General features: G+C 69.9%; 2 protein-coding genes. Both read left to right on the top strand.

Annotated features, from left to right (window positions below; translation table 11 throughout):
• The first annotated feature begins 43 nt into the window (after nucleotides 1–43).
• Nucleotides 44–22,201 (top strand): non-ribosomal peptide synthase/polyketide synthase, encoded by a 22,158-nt coding sequence (locus tag ABGB08_RS35590; protein WP_347599737.1) that lies wholly within the window; start codon nucleotides 44–46, stop codon nucleotides 22,199–22,201.
• Nucleotides 22,198–22,401 carry an MbtH family protein gene (locus ABGB08_RS35585; RefSeq protein WP_347599734.1) on the top strand — a complete coding sequence of 68 codons (204 nt, stop codon included), beginning with the start codon at nucleotides 22,198–22,200 and terminating at the stop codon, nucleotides 22,399–22,401. The genes ABGB08_RS35590 and ABGB08_RS35585 overlap by 4 nt, the downstream gene beginning before the upstream one ends.
• Nucleotides 22,402–22,473: the final 72 nt, after the last annotated feature.

Genomic DNA, 22,473 nt, shown 5'->3' with positions numbered 1-22,473 from the left:
AGTCTGGGAGGCTTGGTCTTCGGTGTCCGGTATCGAGGAATCGATGGAGTTCTGGCGTCGGCAGCTCATCCGTACTCCGAAAAGGGAGGAAGCGCTCGCGGCGTACGCGGCCCTGCTGCACCGTTACGGCGGCGGCACCGACCTCACGATCGAGCATGACGGCTTGCCCCTCCACCTGCGGATCACCTCCGAGACGAGCTTCGCCGAGGTGCGCGCGCAGATCACATGTCCGGGCGGCGTACCGGTCGTCCTGACGGTCGGCGAGGGTGTCCGAGGGCTTGGCGTGCTGGACCTTCCGCTCGAGGTGGGGCCGGACGAGGTCCAGGTGCGAAGCCGAGCCGGGCAGTTCCAAGCCGCGGACATCGATTACCTGCTCGGGCACTACGTTCACCTGCTGGCGGCCGGTCAGGACCGGCCGGAGGCGGCGATCGGGGAACTGGAGCTGCTCGGCCCCGAGGAGCGGCAGCGCATTCTGCTCGACTGGAACGCCACCGGCCATTCGGTGCCCCCGCTCACCTGGCCTGAGATGTTCGCCGAGCAAGTGCGGCTGCGCCCGGACTCGATCGCGCTGGTCTTCGAGGAAACCAGGCTCACCTACGCAGAACTCGACGAGCGCGCCAACCGGCTGGCCCACGCCCTGATCACCCGAGGCGCCGGACCCGAACGGGTCGTCGGTCTCGCCGTGCCCCGGTCGGCCGAGCTGATCGTGGCCCAGGTGGCCGTCCTCAAGTCCGGTGCCGCCTACCTGCCACTGGACACCGACTACCCACCGGACCGAATCGCTTACATGCTGGGCGACGCCGCACCGACCTGCCTGGTCACGACAACGGACATGGTGGACGACATCCCACGCGGGGATGGCCTTCCACGTGAGGACGGACCTTCGCACGTGGGCGGCCTGCCTGTCCTGGTGCTCGACACGCCCGAGACGGTACGTGAGCTGGCCGGCCACCCCTGCCACGATCCCACCGAAGCCGATCGCGGCCGGCTGGATGTCCGCAACGCGGCCTATGTCATCTATACATCCGGCTCCACTGGTCGCCCCAAGGGCGTGGTGCTCTCGCATGCCGGTGTCGCCAAACTGGTCGCCACCCAGCGCGAACGTTTCGGCATCGGTCCGCACAGCCGGGTGCTGCAGTTCGCCTCGCCCGGTTTCGACGTCGCCTTCTGGGACCTCTGCCTGGGCTTGCTCTCCGGCGGACGCCTGGTAGTCGTGCCGTCCGAGCGCCGCGTCCCCGGCGCCCCGCTCGCCGACTACGCGACCGCCAACGACATCACGTTCATGATTCTCCCCCCGGCGCTGCTCGACGCCCTGCCCGACGAGGTGCTCCTGCCGCCGACCGCCACACTCCTCGCCGGAACCGAACGCGTCTCGCCCGAACTCGTCGCCCGGTACGCCCGCGGCCGGATGATGTTCAACGCGTACGGCCCGACCGAGGCCACAACGAACTCCACTCTCGGTCTCTGCGACCCTGACATCGCACCCGGGTCGATCGTGCCCATCGGCGTGCCCGACCCGGGCACCCGGGCGTACGTGCTGGACGCCCGGCTCAAGCCAGTTCCCGCCGGGGTCACCGGTGAGCTCTACCTGGGCGGCGCGGGCCTGGCCCGGGGATACCTCGGACGGCCCGGCCTCACCGCGGAACGCTTCGTCGCCGACCCGTTCGGCGCGCCGGGTGAGCGCCTCTACCGCACCGGCGACCTGGTCCGCTGGCGGCAGGACGGACGGCTGGAGTTCCTGGGCCGGGCGGACTCCCAGGTCAAGATCCGCGGCTTCCGCATCGAGCCCGGCGAGATCGAATCGGTCCTGCGCGGCCATCCGGCCGTCGACCAGGCCGCCGTCGTCGTCCGCGAGGATCGTCCCGGCGACCGCCGGCTCGCCGCGTACGTCGTGCCCGCCTTGCGCGGAAGCGACGAGATCGAACGCGTCGGCGACTGGAAGGACCTGCACGAGCTGCTCTACCAGGCGGCCGGTACCGATGACTTCCAGGAGAACTTCGCCGGCTGGAACAGCATGTACGACGGGCTCCCCATCCCCGTGGAGGAGATGCGCGAATGGCGGGACGCGACCGTGACCCGCATCCTCGATCTGCGGCCCCGCCGCGTGCTGGAGATCGGCGTCGGCAGCGGTCTGCTGCTGTCCCGCATCGCCCCGGTCTGTGAGGACTACTGGGGAACCGACCTCTCCGCCGAGGCCGTCACCGCGCTGCGCGCCCAACTGCCCTCCGACTTGGCCGGCCGGGTCGAACTCCGCGCTCAGCCCGCCCACGATATGACCGGGCTCCCCGAGGCCTCCTTTGACACGATCATCATCAACTCGGTCGCACAGTACTTCCCGAGCGCCGACTACCTGACCAAGGTCATCCGCCAGGCCTCCGCCCTGCTCGCCCCCGGCGGCGTCCTGTTCATCGGCGATGTCCGGAACCTCCGCCTGCTCCGCTGCCTCCGCGCCGCCGTCGAAACTCGCCGCACCTCCGCCGAGGTAACCGCCGCCGACAAGCAGGCACTGCGCACCGCCGTCGACCGTTCGATCGTCTGGGAAGGCGAGCTCCTCCTCGACCCCGACTACTTCGCCGCCCTTCCGGGACTTACCGCGGACATCCGGATCAAACGCGGCAAGTATCACAACGAACTCACCCGCTACCGCTACGACGTGGTCCTCCGCCGGACCTTGGCCCCGGCTGTCGCGCTGCCGGATCCCGGCGATTCTGGCGCGATCGTCCTTGCCCCGGACACTTTCGAGATCAGCTGGGCCGCCCTTGGCGGCCTTCCGGCCTTGGACGCGCATCTGGCCGGCGGCCGTGCCCAACTGCGGGTGACCGGCATCCCCAACGTCCGCTTGGCCGACGATTTGGCGGCCCTCGGCTCCATTCAGGATGACAGCCGCTCCGCCGCTGCCCTTCCCGGGCCCGACCCCGAGACTCTGTACGCGCTGGCCGGGCGGCTCGGCTACCGATTGACCGTCACGTGGACCGGCCATGCCGACGACGGCAGCCTCGATGTGATCTTCCGCCACGGCGGACGGGTTGACGGCACCGGCCGCTTCGCGGGCGAGACGGACAGTTATACCGGAACATTCGCGGTCGCTGGGCCGCTGTACCGGCCCAGCGGTATCGCACCGCTCGCCAACACACCCGCGCCGTTCCGTGATGTCGCCGCCCTGATGCGGACGCTGCGGGCATATACCACCGAGTGGCTGCCGGACTATATGGTCCCGGCCGCGTTCGTCCCTATCGACCGGATTCCGGTCACGTCGAGCGGCAAGATCGACGCATCGGCCCTCCCGGCTCCCGACTATGGCGCCCTGAGCTCCGGGCGCGCCCCGCGCGATCCCCGGGAAGAGCTGCTGTGCCGGTTGTACGCGCAGGTGCTCGCCGTGGAGACCGCGACCATCGACGACGATTTCTTCGCGCTCGGCGGGGACAGCATCACCGCGATCCGGCTGCTCGTCGGGGCGCGTGCGGCGGGGCTGCGGCTGACTTCCAGGGACGTGTTCCGCCACCGCACGGTGGCCGCCCTCGCGGCGGTCGCGGTGGATCGTGTCGACGCCGAGGAGATCGCCGGACCGCTGGTGGTGCTGGCGGAAACGGACCTCGCCCGGGTGCAGGGCGAGCATCCGGTGGTGGTGGAGGAACTGCTGCCGCTGAGCCCGCTCCAGGAGGGATTCTTCTTCCACTCGCTGGTCGACGGCGCCGACGCGGACGCCTATGTCGTGCAGCAGGTCATCGAGCTGACCGGGCCGGTCGACGGCCCGGCGTTGCGGCAAGCGGCGCAGCTGCTGCTGCAGCGGCACGCGCCGCTGCGCGCCTGCTTCCGGCTCGGCCCTGACGGGCGGCCGCTGCAGATCATCGCGGCCGGGCTGGAGCTTCCCTGGCGTGAGGTCGAAGGGGTGCCGGTGGCCGCCGTCGCGGCTGAGGAGCGGGCGGAACCCTTCGATCTGGGCAGCCCCCCGCTCGTTCGCTGCGCGCTGCTCCGGGTCGGGCCCGAATCGAGCCGCCTGGTGCTGACCTTCCACCACATCGTCGCGGACGGCTGGTCCCTGCCCGTGCTGCATCGAGAGCTGCTCGCGCTTTACGGGACCTCCGGGGAACTGCCGGGCGTCACGCCGTACCGAGCACATCTGCGGCGGCTGGGGGAGCGGGACAAGGTGGCCGCCCGGCAGGTCTGGGCGGGCGCGCTGGCGGGGATCGACGCGCCCACGCGTATGCTCACCAGCCCGATCGCCCCCGGCGCTCCGGTGCCCGGACAGGTCCGGGTCGAGTTGGGCGAGGACGTCACCGCCCGGCTCGCCGGCCGGGCCAGGGAGCACGGTGTCACCCTGGGCACGCTCGTCCAGACCGCCTGGGGCCTGCTGGTAGGACGGTCGGCGGGCCAGGAGGACGTGGTGTTCGGCACCACCGTCTCGGGGCGGGACGCCGAAGTCGAGGGCGTCGAATCCATGGTCGGCCTGTTCATCAACACGCTGCCCACCCGATTCCGGTGGCGTCCCGCCTCGACTCTGGGCGAACTGCTGGCACGCCTGCAGGAGGAGCAGACCGCCCTGCTCGACCACCAGCACCTCGGCCTGGCCGAACTCCACCGGCTGGCCGGTCACTCCGGCGGCGGCGACTTGTTCGACACTCTCGTGGTGTTCGAGAACTATCCGGCGGAAGCCAACCTCACCGACCCGTCGGGAACCGTCCGGATCACCGGCCACGCGTTCCACGACACCGTGCATTACCCGCTGGCTCTCATCGTGAAGCCGGGCCGCCGCCTCGACCTCGTCCTCAAGTACCACGCCCAGCGGCTCGGTTCCACCGCCGTGCGCGGCATCGCCGACCGCCTCGTACGCATCCTCCGCGTGATCGCCGCGGACCCGTCCCAGACCGTGTCGAGCCTCGACCTGCTCTCCCACGAAGAACTGGCCACCGCCCACCCCACCGGGGCGTCCGTGGCCGTCGCCGAGACCACCCTGGCCGCGGCTTTCGCCGCGCAAGCGGCCAGAACCCCCCACGCCACCGCCGTCATCTACGACGGCGATCACCTCACCTACGCCGAACTCGACGCTCGCGCCGAAACCCTCGCGCGCCACCTCCGCGCCGCCGGAGCCCGCCCAGAGCAAGTCGTCGCGGTGGCCGTGCCCCGATCGGCCGACCTGATGGTCGCCCTTCTCGCGGTCCTCAAGTCCGGCGCCGCCTACCTCCCCCTGGACTTGGACTACCCCGCCGACCGGGTCGCCTACATGCTGGCCGACTCCGGGGCCCGCACCATCGTGACCACCACGGCGGCCATATCCCGGCTCCCCGAGACGTCGGGACTCACCCGCCTGGTGATGGACACCCCTGACATCGTCGAATTCGCCGCACTGGAAGTGCCCGACTGCCGCGGCCAGATCACGGCGGAGACCGCTGCGAACAAGGCCCGATCCGAGACCGAGGCGGCTGGGCCGGACCACCCCGCTTACCTGATCTACACCTCGGGTTCGACCGGACGGCCCAAGGGCGTTGTCGTCACCCACCGGGCGATCGTCAACCGGCTGGCGTGGATGCGGGCCGAGTACGGTCTCGCCGCCGACGATCGGGTGCTGCAGAAGACCCCGGCCGGGTTCGACGTGAGCGTCTGGGAGTTCTTCTGGGCGTTGTGCGAAGGTGCGGCCGTCGTCTTCGCCAAGCCGGGCGGGCATCAGGATCCCGCCTACCTGGCCGGGCTGATCCGTGAGCAGCGCGTCACGACGATGCATTTCGTGCCGTCGATGCTGGAGGCGTTCCTGGCGGCCGACGAGATCACCACCGACCCGAGCTGGGCGGCGAGCCTGCGCCGGGTGTTCAGCAGCGGCGAGGCGCTGCTGAATTCGGCCGCGACCCGCTGGCTGGCCCTGACCGGTGCGCCCCTGCACAACCTGTACGGCCCCACCGAAGCCGCGGTGGACGTGACCTACCACCCATGCGGGAACATACTCAGCCGCACCTCGACCGACGGCACTGCGCCTGACCGCCCAAACCGCCCGGGCGATCAGTCTCTGCCGGATCAGCCCAAGAATGGTCAAACCACACACGGGCAATCTCCTGCCGACCAGCGTCTCCAAGACCAGCGCACGGTGGTTCCCATCGGCCGCCCGGTCTGGAACACCGGGCTTCGCGTCCTGGACCTCTGCCTGCGGCCCGTCCCCGCCGGAGTCCCCGGCGAGCTCCACCTGAGCGGTGTGCAACTCGCCCGCGGATACCACGCCCGCCCAGGCTTGACCGCGGAGCGTTTCGTCGCCGACCCGTACGGCGAGCCGGGCACCCGCATGTACCGGACCGGCGACCTGGTCAGCCGCCGCGAGGACGGCACGATCGACTACCTCGGACGCACCGACCGCCAGATCAAACTGCGCGGGAACCGCATCGAACTCGGTGAAATCGAGGCCGCGCTGGTCCGCCTGCCCGAGGTCGCCCGCGCTGCGGTGACCGTGCACGGCGCGTCCCTTGTCGCCTACCTGGTTCCGGCCGGTGGGGCGCGCCCGGCCGAGATCGCCCTGCGGGAGTCGCTGGAGGCCGCGCTGCCCCCGGCCATGGTGCCCACCGCGTACGTGCTCATGGACGACCTGCCGCTGAGCCCCAGCGGAAAGCTCGACCGTGACGCCCTGCCCGCCCCCACGGGGACCCAGACCGGCGGCCGGGCTCCCAGCAGCCCACGCGAACAGCTGCTCGCCGAGATCTTCGCGGCCGTGCTGAAGCTGCCCGGGGTCAGCGCCGACGACGACTTCTTCCTGCTCGGCGGCGACAGCATCAGCTCCATCGGCGTCTCCAGCCGGGCCCGCCGGGCCGGGCTCGACCTGAGCCCGCGCGACGTCTTCGAACACCGGACTCCGGCTGCCCTGGCGGCGACCGCTCCCGTCGTCGCGGCGGCCGCTCCCGCCGCCGACACGTTCTCCCTCACCGCCGAGGAGACCGATCGGGTGCGCCGGCTCGGCGCGGTGGCCGACATCTGGCCGCTGGCACCCCTGCAGGAAGGCCTCTTCTTCCACGCCACCTACGACGACGGAGCCCTGGACGTCTACACCGTCCACGAATCCTTCGACTTCGCCACCTCGCTCGACGCCGACCGGCTGCGCCACGCGGTCCGCGCGCTGCTCGGCCGCAACCCCAGCCTGCGCGCCGGGTTCACCAGCGAAGGCCTGCGCCAGCCGGTGCAGTTCATCGTGACCGACCCGGAGATCCCGCTGGACGTCGTCGACCTGTCCCGCCTGCCGGAGGACGAGCGGGACGCCCGGATGGCCGAGGTGATCGCGGACGAGCGCACCCGCCGGTTCGACCCGGCCCGGCCGCTGCTGTTCCGCCTGCTCCTGATCCGGCTCGGCGAAGACCGGGGAGACCGGCTGGTCGTCGGCCGCCACCTGCTGCTGTGGGACGGCTGGTCGGCCTGGCTCTTCTTCGCCCAGCTCTTCGCCCTGTACGCGACCGGCGACGACCGCGCCCTCCCGCCCCCGGGCAGCTACCGCGACTACCTCACCTGGCTGGCGGCCCAGGACGCAGCCGTCGCCACCCGCGCCTGGCGGGCCGCCCTCGACGGTCTCGCCGAACCGACCCTGCTCGCCGAGGCGGGCAAGGAACCCGTCATCCCGGACAGCCTCGACACCGAGCTGCCCGCCGAGCTCACCGATCGGCTGCGCGCGGCCACCAGGGCCAACGGCCTCACCCTCAACACGGTGCTGAACGCCGCCTGGGCGCTGGTGCTGGCGAGCGCGACCGGCCGCACCGACGTGGTGTTCGGCACGACCGTGGCCGGGCGCCCCAGCGAGGTGCCCGAGGTCGAGAACGTCATCGGCATGTTCCTCAACACCGTCCCGGCCCGCGTCACCTTCGACCCAGCCGAATCGGTCCTCGCCCTGCTCCGCCGCATTCAGGGTGAGCGGCTCGCGCTCATGCCGTACGAGTACCTCGGTCTCGGGGTCGTCCAGGCCGAGACCGGCCATCGCAGGCTGTTCGACACCCTGTTCGTGCTGCGCGACGCCGACACCGAGGACCGCCTCGCCGAACTCCACGACCGGTACGGCGCGACCGCCGTCGCCAACGTGGACGCCACCCACTACCCGGTCAACCTCATCGTGACTCCGGGCCGCAACCTCAAGGTCACCCTCGCCCACCGCCCGGATCTGATCGGCCAGGCGCGGGCACGGACCCTGCTCGACCGCTTCGCCCTGCTGCTTGAGCGGCTCACCGACGACCTGCACGCGCCGGTCGGCAGCCTCGACCCGCTGCTCCCCGGCGAGCGCGCCGCGCTGGAGCGCGAATGGGAGCCCAGCCGGGTCCCGGTCCCCGAGGAGACCATCGCCGACCTGCTCGCCACCCAGGCCGCGCGCACCCCCGGCGCGCTCGCGCTGGTATTCGGCGACCAGAAGGTCACCTACGCGGAACTCGACGCCCGGATCAACCGCCTGGCCCGGCTGATGCTGGCCCAGGGCGCCGGGCCGGAGCGAATCGTCGCGCTGGGGCTGCCGCGATCGATCGACATGGTGGCGGCGCTGTTCGCCGTGCTCCGCACCGGAGCCGCCTACCTCCCGCTGGAGTTGGACTACCCCGACGACCGGCTGGCCGCGATGCTCGCCGACGCGCGGCCCCTGTTCCTGCTTTCGACCACGGCGGTGTCGGCCCGGCTGGCCGGGGACATGCCGCGGATCCTGCTCGATGAGGTGGAGACCGGCCTGGCCGCGCTGCCCGCCGGGCCGATCACCGAGGCGGAACGTCCGGCGTTCAGCTTGGAACATCCCGCGTACGTGATCTACACCTCCGGATCCACCGGGCGGCCGAAGGGAGTGGTCACCCCCTACCGCGGGCTGACCAACATGCAGATCAACCATCAGCAGGAGATCTTCGACCCGGCGGTCGCGTCGGCGGGCGGGCGGCGGCTGCGCATCGCGCATACCGTGTCGTTCGCGTTCGACATGTCGTGGGAGGAACTGCTCTGGCTGGTCGAAGGCCATGAGGTGCACGTGTGCGACGAGGAGCTCCGCCGCGACGCGCAGGCCCTGGTCGCCTACTGCGAGAGGCACCGGGTGGACGTCGTCAACGTCACCCCGACCTACGCCCACCTGCTCATCGAGGAAGGGCTGCTGGCCGGGCATCGCCCTCCGCTCGTGCTGCTCGGCGGCGAGGCCGTGCCGGAAACGCTGTGGAGCAAGCTGCGCGACACCGACGGCACCTACGGCTACAACCTGTACGGCCCCACCGAGTACACGATCAACACGCTCGGCGGCGGCACCCACGACAGCGCCACCTCCACGGTCGGCCGGCCCATCCGGGGCACCCGCGCGCACATCCTGGACGGCTGGCTGCGCCCGGTTCCCGACGGCGTCCCCGGCGAGCTCTACATCGCGGGAATCGGCCTGGCCCGCGGCTACCTCGGCCGCCCGGCCCTGACCGCCGAACGTTTCGTCGCCGACCCGTACGGCCAGCCCGGCGAACGCCTCTACCGCACCGGCGACCTGGTCCGCCGCCGCCCGGACGGCAACCTCGACTTCCTGGGGCGTACCGACGACCAGGTTAAGATCCGAGGCCACCGGGTCGAGCCCGGTGAGATCGAGACCGCGCTCACCCGCCGCCCCGATGTCGCCCAAGCCGCCGTCATCGCCCGCGACGACCCCGCGGGCGGGCAGCGGCTGGTCGCCTACCTCGTGCCCGCCGAACTCACCGGCCAGGAGCGGGAATCCGCCGAACTCGCCCAGATCGGCGAATGGCGGGAAATCTACTCCGACGAGTACGAGCGGATCGACACCGCCGTCTTCACCGAGGACTTCGCGGGCTGGGACAGCAGCTACGACGGCGCCCCCATCCCGATCGAGCACATGCGGGAGTGGCGGGCGGAGACGGTCGCCCGGATCAGAGCGCTGCGCCCCCGCCGCGTCCTGGAGATCGGCGTCGGCTCCGGCCTGCTCCTGTCCCAGCTGGCCCCGGAGGCGGAGGCGTACTGGGCGACGGATCTGGCCGCCCCCGTGATCCGCAAGCTCGGCGAGGACCTGGGCCGCGACCCGGCCCTGGCGGCCAAGGTCACGTTGCGCTGCCAGCCCGCGGACGCGACCGACGGCCTGCCTGCGGGCTACTTCGACACGATCATCATCAACTCGGTCATCCAGTACTTCCCCAGCGCCGACCACCTCACCGAGGTCATCGAGGGCGCGATGCCCCTGCTGGCCCGCGGCGGCGCCTTGTTCATCGGTGACGTCCGTGACCTGCGCACGGCCCGGACCTTCCACACGGCTGTTCAGCTGACCCGCGCCACGCCGGAGGCCACCCCCCACCAGATCCGGCGGGCCGCCGACCGAGGCCTGGCCCTGGAGAAGGAGCTCCTGGTCGACCCCGACTACTTCACCACCCTCGGCCGTGGCGTCGACGTGCGCACCAAGGGCGGACGGCACCACAACGAACTCACCCGTTACCGCTACGACGTCGTCCTCTACGACGACGCCCCCGACCTCCGCCTCGGCGACGAACCCACCCTCGACTGGCGGACCCTGCTCGAACTGCACGACCACGCGCCTGCGGCAGAAGAGGCCTCGCCACGCGAGGGCGAGGAGCCCGAGCCGGACTCGCGCTGGCGGGATCGGCTGGCGGCGCTGCTGCGGGCCTGGAGCCCTGAGCTGGGTGAACACGCGGACATCGTGCACGGCCCCACCGACAAAAACGCGCTGCGCCTGACCGGTGTCCCGGATGGGCGGATTGGAACCGAGCGGGGTGTCCCGTTTGCCGGTGTTACGCCCCAGGAGCTGCGGGAAGTCGCAAACGCGGAGGGATATCAGGTGCTCACCACCTGGTCCGCGGAGTTCGGCAGGTTTGAGGCGGTCTTCGTCCGCGGCGAGGTCCGCGTCACTTCCGGGCTGTATCGGCCGGGAGGAGGTATCGCCCCTTACACGAACGCTCCCGCGGCGGGCCGGCAGGCCGGCGGCCTGGTGGCCAGAGTCCGGGACGAACTCCGGCAAGAGCTACCCGACTACATGGTTCCGGGCGCCTTCGTCGTGCTCGACCGGCTTCCCATGAACGACAACGGGAAACTCGACATCGCCGCGCTTCCCGACGCCGAGCCGGTCGTGACCTCGACCGGGCGCGGCCCGCGCACCCCGCTGGAAGAAGTGCTCTGCCGCCTCTTCGCCGAGGTTCTCGCGCTTCCCTCGGCGGGCGCCGAGGACAGCTTCTTCGACCTCGGCGGTCATTCGCTCCTGGCGACCCGGCTGATCAGCCGGGCCAGGGTCGAACTCGGCGCCGAACTCGCCATCCGCGACCTGTTCGAGGCGCCAACGCCCGCGCAGCTGGCCGTGCGCGCGGAGGCGGGCAAGCCCGCCCGGCCGCCCGTGACGGCGGTGGCCGATCGCCCGGATCGTGTCCCGGTGTCGGCCGCCCAGCGGCGGTTGTGGCTGGCCGAGCGGCTCAGCGGCGGCGACGCCTACCATTTCCCGCTGGTCGTACGACTCCGCGGCGAATTGGACCTGAACGCGTTACGGCTGGCGCTGGCCGATGTCGCCCGCCGGCATGAAACGCTGCGCACGGTCTTCGCCGAGCACGAGGGCGAGCCGTACCAGCTGATCCTGGACGGCGAGCCGGGCTTCGCGGTCCAGGACTGCCCGCCGGAACTGCTCGACGAACGGGTCCGGGAAGCGGTCCAGCGGCCATTCGATCTGGCCGCGGAGATGCCGGTACGGGCGGATGTGCTCAGGGTCGCGGCGGACGATCACGTTGTCGCGATCGTGCTGCATCACATCGCCACCGACGAATGGTCCGACCGGCCGTTCCTCGCGGATCTGGACATCGCTTACCAGGCCAGGAAGAACGGCAACGAACCTGGGTGGGCGCCGCTGCCGGTGCAATACGCCGACTACACGCTCTGGCAGAGCGGCCTCCTGGCCGGGGACGGCGAACGGCAGCTCGCGTTCTGGACCCGCGTTCTGGACGACCTGCCCGAGGAGATCCCGCTGCCGCTCGACCGCCCCAGGCCGGCCACCCCGGACGGCCGCGGCGGGCTGGTCCGGGCAGAACTGCCGGACGGTACGGCTCGCGCACTGCGTGCCCTCTCCGCCGAAACCGGGACCAGCATGTTCATGGTTCTCCAAGCGGGTGTCGCGGCGCTGCTGCACCGGATGGGCGCGGGAGACGACATTCCACTCGGTGCGCCGATCGCCGGACGGACCGACGAGAACCTGGACGACCTGGTCGGGTTCTTCGTGAACACCCTGGTGCTGCGTGCCGATCTCTCCGGCGATCCGACGTTCGCCCAGCTGCTGGCCCGGATCAAGGACGCCGACCTGGCCGCGTTCGAGCATCAGGACCTGCCCTTCGAGCGCCTCGTCGAGACGATCAACCCGCCCCGCGTGCCCGGACGTAACCCGCTATTTCAGGTGATGCTGGGCTACCACTACCGCCCGGATGGCGACCCCGACGTGCTCGGCCTGGCCACCGAGTGGTGGCCGACCCGGATCGAGACCGCCAAATTCGACCTCGACTTCACGTTCGTCGACCATGTCTCCGACATCACCCTGCTCCTGGAATACGCGACCGATCGGTGCGATCCAGGCACCGCGCAGGCGCTCGCCAAGCGCGCCGTCGCCCTGCTCGGAAACTTGGCGGTGGAAACCGAGATTCCCATCAGCAGATTCTCGGTTCTCACCACGGCAGAGCGCCTGAACAGCTGGAACGACACCGAGCGGCCGATCGAGCGGCGCAGTGTGCCGGAATTGTTCGCCGAAGCCGCCTGGAACAAACCCCATCAGACCGCTCTGGTCACCGGCAGTGAGCGATTGACCTTCGCGGAATTGTCGGTACGCGCTGACAGCATCGCCCGCATGCTCAAGCAACGGGGGATCGGGTTCGAGGACGTGGTCGGCCTGGCTTTGCCCAGGTCGGAGATGGTTCCGGCTATTCTCGGCGTGCTCGCCGCGGGCGCCGCATATCTGCCATTGGACCCCGCATATCCGGTGGAACGCCTGCGGTACATGCTCGACGACACGGGTGCGGCATGCGTTCTCAGCACGGGCGATCTGGACCTGCCCGGCTCGGTCACGCTCGACGATCTCGAACCCGGCGGGAGACTCGCGCCCGTGTCCGTGCCGCCGGACTCCGCCGCTTATGTCATCTACACGTCGGGTTCGACTGGGATGCCGAAGGGCGTCATCGGGACGCACCGAGGGCTGAGCAACCTGTTCGGGTCGCATCGGGTTGACATCATCGATCCGGCTGGGCCGGGGGTGCTGCGGGCGATGCACGCGGCTTCGTTCAGTTTCGACGGTTCGTGGGAGCCGCTGCTCTGGCTCCTCGCCGGTCACGAACTGCATGTTCTGGACGAGCGCACCATGACCGACCCGGCCGCGCTGCTCGACTACGTGACAGACCACGAGCTCGGCTTCATCGACCTCACCCCCACCTACCTGCAAGAACTCATCCACCACGGCTTCCTGGACGGCTACCTGCCGAAGGTCCTCGCGGTCGGCGGCGAGGCCACCTCGCCCGAACTCTGGGCCAGACTGTGCGCCCTCCCGAACACGGTCGTGCACGATCTGTACGGCCCGACGGAATGCGCCGTCGACGCCTACGGCTGGCACGGCCCCCGCGAATGGGCCGCCCCGATCGCCAATACCCGGGCACACGTCCTGGACGCGACCCTGCAGCCCACCCCGGCCGGAGTTCCCGGCGAGCTTTACCTGTCCGGCGAAGGGCTCGCCCGCGGCTACCTCGGCCGTCCCGCGCTGACGGCGGAACGGTTTGTCGCCGACCCCTTCGGTGAACCCGGGGGGCGGCTGTATCGCACCGGTGACCTGGTCCGCCGCCGCGTCGACGGCACTCTCGACTTCGTCGGCCGGGCAGACGATCAGGTCAAACTGCGCGGCTTCCGGATCGAACCCGGCGAGATCGAGACCATCCTGCGCGGTCATCCCGCCATCACTCAGGCCGCCGTCGTCATCCGCGAAGACACACCCGGAGTACGGCGACTGGTCGCGTATGTCGTCGGCGCCCAGATCGACGCCGACGAACTACGCGCCTACATCGCGGCACGCGTGCCGGAGCACCTGGTGCCGGGAGCCTTCGTCGAACTCGCCGCACTCCCTCGGTCGATCAGCGGGAAGCTGGACCGCAGGTCGCTGCCCACCCCGGACGCGTACGTCTCCACCGCTGGCCGGCGGCCCAGGGACGCCCGTGAAGAGATCATGTGCGAGTTGTTCGCCGCTGTTCTCGGTGTTGAGCGGGTGGGAGTGGATGCGGATTTCTTCGCGCTGGGTGGTCACTCGTTGCTGGCGATGCGTCTGGTCAGCCGGGTTCGTACCGTTTTGGGTGCGGAGGTTTCGCTGCGTGAAGTCTTTGAGGCGCCCACTCCGGAGCGGCTTGTCGTGCGGTTGCGTCAAGGGGGTCAGGTGCGGCCTGGCCCGGCGCGGCTGGAGGTGCGGCCTGAGTTTCCGGCTTTGTCCCTCGCGCAGCAGCGGCTGTGGGTGTTGCATCGGCTGGAGGGTCCGGATGCCACTTACAACATTCCGATGGCTTGGCGGCTGACCGGTGAGCTGGATGTGGTCGCGCTGGAGGTGGCGCTTCAGGATGTGGTGGCGCGGCATGAGAGCCTGCGGACGGTTTTCCCTGAACGGGATGGGCAGGCTTATCAGCTGGTGCTCACGCCCGAGCAGGCCGGGGTCGTTCTCAAAGTGGAGAACGTCGAGCAAGACGTGCCAGCCGGGCAGTTCGACCACCAGGGCGAGCCCAGGCCGGATGGCGAAGCGGATCATTCGGCTGGTGCCCTCGATTCGGAGGCAGAGCACGGGGCGGAGCGTCAGGGCAGGGGACACGGTCCGGCGGGCGAGATTGCTCCGGTGGCCGGGCGTGGATTGGCGAGCCAGGGCGAGGAGCGTGACCTGGCCGGGGAGCCTGGTTCGGCTGATGGGCTTGGGGTCGGGTATCAGGGCCGGGTGCGTGATCTGGCCGGGATGCTGGCTGCGGCGGCTGGGCGTGGGTTTGAGCTGGATCGGGAGGTGCCGGTCAGGGCTTCGGTGTTCCGGGTGGGGGAGCGGGAGCATGTGCTGTTGCTGGTGGTGCATCACATCGCCGCTGATGAGTGGTCGGATCTGCCGTTGCGGCGGGATCTGGCCGAGGCGTATCAGGCGCGGCGGGAGGGCAGGGCACCCGGTTGGGCGCCGTTGCCGGTGCAGTATGTCGACTACGCCCAGTGGGCTCGGGATTCGCTGGAGAGCACGCAGGATGTCCAGCTGGACTACTGGCGGCGGGCGCTTGCGGGGCTTCCCGATGAGCTGCCGTTGCCGGTGGATCGGCCTCGTCCGAGTGAGGCCAGCTATCGGGGTGGTGCGGTCGGGCTGACCGTCGAACCTGGCCTGGTCGGGGGGTTGCGGGCGCTGGCCCGGGCCCATGGGGTCAGCATGTTCATGGTCACGCAGGCCGCGGTGGCGGCGTTGCTGCACCGGCTCGGCGCGGGTGACGATATCCCGCTCGGCACGCCGATCTCGGGGCGGGGCGAGGAGAATCTGGAAGATCTGATCGGTTTCTTCATCAACTCGCTCGTGCTGCGGACCGATGTTTCCGGGGCGCCGACGTTCGCGGAGTTGCTGGGGCGGGTTCGGGAGACGGATCTGGCCGCCTATGAGCATCAGGATCTGCCGTTCGAGCGGCTGGTGGAGGCGGTGAATCCGGTCAGGTCGCTGGCGCGGCATCCGTTGTTCCAGGTGATGGTCGTCTATCTGAGCGATCAGGACGGCACGCTGGATCTGCCGGGGCTGGGGGTGGCGCCCGAGCCGCTGGGTCAGGAGACGGCCAAGTTCGATCTCAGTTTCGACTTCATCGAGCGCGGCGATGTTCTGGAGGGTTGGATCGAGTTCAGCTCCGATCTGTTCGACGAGGTGACGGCGGAGCGGATGGGTCGGCGGCTGGTGAAGCTGCTGGAGCAGGTGACAGCCGATCCGGATCGGCCGGTCAGCGGCCTGGATGTGCTCGTCGACGACGAACGCGAACTGGTACTGAACAGCTGGAACGACACCAAACAGCCGGTGCCGGGTACCACGCTCCCCGAACTGTTCCGGGCGCAAGCGGCCAGGACGCCGGATGCGCCGGCTCTCGTTTTCGAGGATCAGCGGCTGACGTACGCGGAGCTCGACCAACGGGTGGAGACGGCGGCCAGGGTGCTGGCGGGCATGGGCGCCGGGCCGGAGCGTACCGTCGCCGTCGCGCTGCCCCGGTCGGTCGACCTGGTGGTCGCCTTGCTGGCCACGCATCGGGCGGGGGCGGCGTATCTGCCGCTGGACCCCGACTATCCGGAGGAACGCCTGGCGTTCATGCTGCGAGACTCCGGCCCGGTATGCGTGCTCCGGGATGGAATCCCGGAGGGTCCGCTGGGTGACCTGCCGGAGACATATGATCCGCGGCATCCCGCTTACGTCATCTACACGTCGGGTTCGACAGGGCGTCCGAAGGGCGTGGTCGTCCCGCAGGAAGGCATCGTCAACCGGCTGCTCTGGATGCAGGACACATACCGGCTGACGGCAGGCGACCGTGTGCTGCAGAAGACGCCGTCCAGCTTCGACGTGTCCGTCTGGGAGTTCTTCTGGCCGTTGATCACAGGTGCGGCCTTGGTCGTCGCCCGTCCCGACGGCCATCGCGACCCCGCCTACCTCGCCGGCCTCATCCAGGCCGAAGCGATCACCACCACCCATTTCGTGCCGTCGATGCTGCGGGCGTTCCTTGAGGAACCCACCGCACGCGATTGCTCGACACTGCGGCAGGTGATGTGCAGCGGCGAATCCCTCCCGGCCGTGCTCGCCGCGAGATTCCACCAGGTGCTCGACGCCGGACTGCACAACCTCTACGGCCCGACCGAGGCCTCCGTGGACGTGACCGCCATCGAGATCCACCCGGGTTCCACCGATGTGCCAATCGGCAAACCCGTCTGGAACACCAGGACATACATCCTGGACGCCGACCTCCGGCCGGTCCCACCCGGAGCCGTGGGCGAGCTCTACCTGGCCGGTGTGCAACTCGCACGCGGCTACCTGGCCCGCCCCGGCCTCACCGCCGAACGTTTCATCGCCGACCCGTACGGCCCCGCCGGAACACGGATGTACCGTACCGGGGACCTCGCCCGATGGAACCCGGACGGCTCACTCGACTTCCTCGGCCGCGCCGACGATCAGGTGAAGATCCGGGGCTTCCGCATCGAACTCGGGGAGATCGAAAGCGTGCTGGCCCAGCATGAGGGCGTCGCACACGCCACCGTCATCGCCCAGGACCAGCGCTTGATCGCGTACGTCGTGCCCAAGTCCGAGCTCGGCGCGGGCGACGAGCGTCGCCCGGATACCGGTACGGACGGCGAGGATCGGCCCGGCGGCGCCGGGTTCAGATCCGATCTGCGGGCTCATGCGGCGGAGGTTCTGCCGGAGCACATGGTGCCGGCGGCATTCGTGCAGCTCGAAGCCCTGCCGGTTACCGTGAACGGGAAGCTCGACCGTAAGGCACTTCCCGCAGTGGACTTCACCGCCGAGGTCACCACGACGCTGCCCAGGACACCGCGTGAGCAGCTCATGGTCGAGCTGATCGCCGGCATGCTGGGGCTGGAGCGGGTGGGCGTGGCAGACGATTTCTTCGCCCTCGGCGGGGACAGCATCGTCGCCATGCAACTGGTGAGCCGTATCCGGAGCGCCGGGCTCGTGATCACGCCGAAGGACGTCTTCCGGTATCGGACCGCCGCCGCGCTGGCGGAAGTCGCGACAGCGCTCAGCGATTTCGAGGGCGACGGTCAGGGAGCGCTCATCGAGCTCTCGGCGGAGGAACGCGCCGAAGTGCCAGTGGGAGCCGACGTCCTGCCGGTCTCCCCGCTGCAGGCCGGGCTGCTTTTCCACGCCTCATTGGACTCGGGACCGGACGTGTACACCGTGCAGGTGTCGTATGACATCGAAGGTCCGCTCGACCCCGACCGGCTGCGCGCGGCCGGACAGAAGCTGCTCGACCGGCATGAGAACCTGCGGGCAGGTTTCCGGTACCTGTCGACCGGGCGGCCGGTCGCCGTCATCGCACGCGATGTCACACTGCCCTGGCGGCAGATCGATCTCTCGGATGCGTCGGCAGGGTCACCCGATGATGCCCAGGTGGATGAGCGATGGGAGGACTATCTCGCGCAGGAACGTCGCCGGTTCCGGCCGGAGGCGGCGCCGTTGCTGCGGATGCTGCTGGCGCGGGTTGGACCGGAGCGGTACCGGCTCGTGTTCTCCCACCAGCATCTGTTGCTGGACGGCTGGTCGATGCCGCCGCTCATGCGGGAACTCGCCGAACTGTATGCGGGCACCCGGCTGGCCGACGTACCGCCTTATCGGGATTACCTCAGGTGGCTTGCCCGCCAGGACGTCCGGGCTTCGGAAACCGCGTGGGGGCGTGCGCTCGCAGGGCTGGATGGGCCCACCCACCTGGTGCCCGCTGACCCCAACCGCGTTCCGGCGGTGCCCGAGACGATCACCACATTGCTCGGCCGCGAACTGACCGGCGCCCTCGTCACGCTCGCGAGGAGCCGCGGCCTCACCCTCAACACGCTCGTTCAAGGAGCATGGAGCATCGTGCTCTCCAGGTTCACCGGACGTGATGATGTCGTGTTCGGTGCGACCGTGGCCGGACGGCCGCCGGAGCTGCCCGGCGTGGAGGCGATGATCGGCCTGTTCATCAACACTGTCCCGGTCAGGGTCCGGCTCCGGGAGAGCGAGCCGATCTCCGGCTACCTGGAGCGGATCCAGAACGAGCAGTCCGCGCTGATCGAGCATCAGCACCTGGGCCTCGCCGACATCCAGCGGCAGGCCGGGCTCGGCGAATTGTTCGACACGCTGATGGTCTTCGAGTCCTATCCGGACGCCGGAGAGCCGGAGGAGGGCCTGCGGCTGAGCGTGCGCGATCATCAGGACTCCACCCACTACCCGTTCACGTGGGCGGTCGAGCCAGGGGAGCGGCTGTCGCTGACCGCCGAATACCGGCCGGACCTGTTCGACCGGGTCACGGCCGAGCGCTTGGGCGACTCCATGGTCCGCGTCTTCGAGGCGATGATCGCCGATCCGGGGCAGCCGGTCGGGAGCGTCGACATCCTTACCCGGGATGATCGCCACACCATCCTGGAGGTGTGGAACGACACCGCCGTCCCCGGCGAGGTCAGCACCGTTCCAGCCGTCTTCGAGGCGCAGGTCGCGGCCTCGCCGGACGCGATCGCCGTCGTGGCGGGGCCGGTCACCTGGACGTTCGCCGAACTGAACGAGCGGGCCAACAGGCTGGCCAGGCTGCTGGTCGAGCACGGGGCCGGTCCGGAGGAGATCGTGGCGCTCTCGCTGCCGCGCACCGCCGACTACATCCTCGCCATCCTCGCCGTGCTCAAGTCGGGCGCCGCCTACCTGCCGGTGGACGCGGACCTGCCGAGCGGCCGTGTCCGTGACATGCTCGACGACGCCCGGCCATCACTTGCCCTCGCCACCGCCGGCACTGCGCTGCCCGGCGATGTGCCGCAGATCCACATCGACACCGTGGAAACCGCGGCACTCGACGGAGGCGATCTTGACGTCCCGATCGATCCCAGAAACCCGGCTTACGTCATCTACACCTCGGGGTCGACCGGCAAGCCCAAGGGCGTCGTGATCAGCCACAGCGGTGTGATCAACCTGTTCCACAGCCACCGTCGCATGCTCCATGATGTGGCCAAACGCCGTACCGGCCGGCGTCATCTGAGGGTCGGGCACGCCTGGTCGTTCTCCTTCGACGCGTCCTGGCAGCCGCAGCTCTGGCTTCTGGACGGTCACGCACTGCACGTCATGGACGACGAAACCCGCCGCGATCCGGACTTGCTGGCCGCCGCCATCCGGGCCCAGAAGATCGACTTTATCGAGGTCACCCCGTCCTTCCTCGCCCAGATGGCCGAATCGGGACTGATCCGGGACGGCGAATGCCCGCTCGCGATCGTCGGCGTCGGCGGTGAGGCCGTCCCCGTTTCGCTCTGGTCGGAGCTGGCCGGTCTCCGCTCCACCGAGGCCGTCAACCTGTACGGCCCGACCGAGGCCACCGTGGACGCGTTGATCGCCCGGGTTTCCGACAGCGATCACCCCACTGTCGGCCGCCCGGTCGGCAACACCCGGGCATACGTGCTGGACGCCGCGCTGCGCCCGGTTCCACCTGGGGTGACCGGCGAGCTCTACCTGTCCGGACCCGGTCTGGCGCGTGGCTATCTCGGCCGGGCCGGCCTGACCGCCGAGCGTTTCACCGCCGATCCGTACGGACCCGCCGGCCACCGGATGTATCGCACTGGCGATCTGGCCCGCTGGAACGCGGACGGTCAGCTCGAATACGGCGGCCGGGCCGACGATCAGCTCAAGATCCGTGGATTCCGCATCGAACCCGCCGAGATCGAGGCGGTCCTCGAACGGGCCGGGCAGGTCGCGCAGGCCGTGGTGGTCGCCCGGGAGGACCGTCCGGGTGTGCGGCATCTGGTCGCCTACGTGGTCCCCGCGGATGACCACACCGTCAATCCGGCGGAGCTGCGGGCGACGGCCGCCGCCGTGCTGCCCGAGTACATGGTCCCGGCCGCCGTGGTGGCACTGGAGGCGCTCCCGCTGCTGCCCAACGGCAAACTTGACCGCAACGCGCTGCCCGCGCCCGACTTCACCATCGCCGGGCGCCCGGCCGAAGGGGAGACCGAGCAGGCTTTGGCGGCGATCTTCGCTGAGATTCTCGGTTTGCCTGTCATCGGCGCGGACGATGACTTCTTCGCCCACGGCGGCGACAGCATCCTCGCCATGCGACTGATCAGCCGGGCCAGATCCGCCGGTTTCCCGCTCACCCCGCGACAGGTCTTCCGGCACCGCACGGTCGCCGGTATCGCCGGTGTCGTCGCCCGCGAAACCGAACAGCTCGTGCCGCTGACGCCGATCATGCACGCTCTCCGGGAACGAGGCGGCCCGATCGACGGCTACCACCAGTCCGCTCTCGTCCAGACTCCACCGGACCTCGACGAATCCCGCCTGGTCGCCATACTGCAAACCTTGGCCGACCGCCACGACATGCTCCGTGCCCGCCTCGACCGCTCGGGCACGTGGATCCTCCGCGTACCCGAAACCACGGACGCGGCCACCTGGCTCACCCGAATCCCCTGCGAATCCCTGTCCGCCGAGGTCATCATCGCCCACGCGGAACAAGCCATGGCAACCCTCAACCCCGACACAGGCGACATGGTCCGCGCCGTCTGGTACGACATGGGCCCCGCCCGCCCGGGACGCCTCCTCCTGCTCATCCACCACTTCGCGGTCGACGGCGTCTCCTGGCGCATTCTCCTGCCCGATCTGGCCGCCGCCTGGCACGGCACACCCCTGGAGCCAGTGGAAACCCCCTTCTACCGCTGGTCCCAGAACCTCCTCGAACGAGCCACCGACCCGTCAACCGAGGACGAGCTGGCCCTGTGGGTATCAGTCCTGTCCGGCCGACCCGCCGTTCCGGATGGTGCGCCCATGCGTGACAGTTCAGGCCGGCCGGATCATGATCTATCGCTGGATCCGTCCGTCGATGTCGCGGGCACCGCTCGTCACGTCAGCCTGACGCTGCCTGCCCGCTGGACGGAACCGCTGCTCAGCCGGGTTCCCGCCGAACTCGGCGGAACCGTCAACGATGTGCTGCTGACCGCGCTGGCACGGGCGGTCATGGAGTGGCGGGGGGTTCAGGACGTCCTGGTGGACCTGGAGGCTCACGGGCGGGCCGGGGACACCGACTTGTCCAGGACCGTCGGCTGGTTCACCAGCGTCGTTCCTGTACGGCTGGATATCGCCGGGCTTCCGCTCGGCCAGGCGGTCACCCGGGTCAGGGACGGGCTCGCCGCGCTTCCATCGGAAGGCGCCGGCCATGGTCTGTTGCGTCACCTCAACCCGGGAACCGGCCCCGAGCTGGCTCGATTCAACCAGCCGTGGATCCAGTTCAACTACCTGGGCCGATTCGGGCTCCCCGAGGGGACCGACTGGTCGTGGGCTCCCGAGGCCGTCGAACTCGTCGACCACCCCGGCCTGCCGATGTCGCACGCCCTCACGGTCAACGCCCTCACCGAAGACCTGGCGACCGGCCCGGAACTGGCCGTCAGCTGGACGTACGCCTCCCGCGTGCTTTCCGAGGAGGCGGTCACAGACCTCGCACAGTCCTGGTTCCGGGCACTCGAAGCCCTGGTGAACCATGCCACCCAGATTGACAAGGAAGGAAACCCGATATGAGCACCAACCCCTTCGAGGATCCCGACGGCGTCTACACCGTCCTGGTCAACGATGAAGGCCAGCACAGCCTGTGGCCCGACTTCGTGGACGTTCCGGCCGGGTGGGCAGTCGTCCACGGCCCCGGCGCACGCCAGGACTGCCTCGACTACATCGAGGCGAACTGGACGGACCTCCGCCCCAAGAGCTTGATCGAATCCTGAGACGCGGTCAGGGCCGGGACGCCGGCTCCCGGCCCTGACGCGCGGAGATTCCGTGTCGCCGGCAGGGCGGGG

The sequence above is a fragment of the Acrocarpospora sp. B8E8 genome, assembly GCF_039871605.1.
Classification (GTDB): Bacteria; Actinomycetota; Actinomycetes; order Streptosporangiales; family Streptosporangiaceae; genus Acrocarpospora; species Acrocarpospora macrocephala.
Note: the sequence above shows the minus strand (reverse complement) of the source record. Positions and strands in the feature narration are given on the sequence as shown.

Excerpts from the sequence above, each read along its gene's own strand:
- ABGB08_RS35590 (WP_347599737.1), top strand. The coding sequence starts at position 44 with ATGGAGTTCTGGCGTCGGCAGCTCATCCGTACTCCGAAAAGGGAGGAA.
- ABGB08_RS35585 (WP_347599734.1), top strand. The coding sequence starts at position 22,198 with ATGAGCACCAACCCCTTCGAGGATCCCGACGGCGTCTACACCGTCCTG.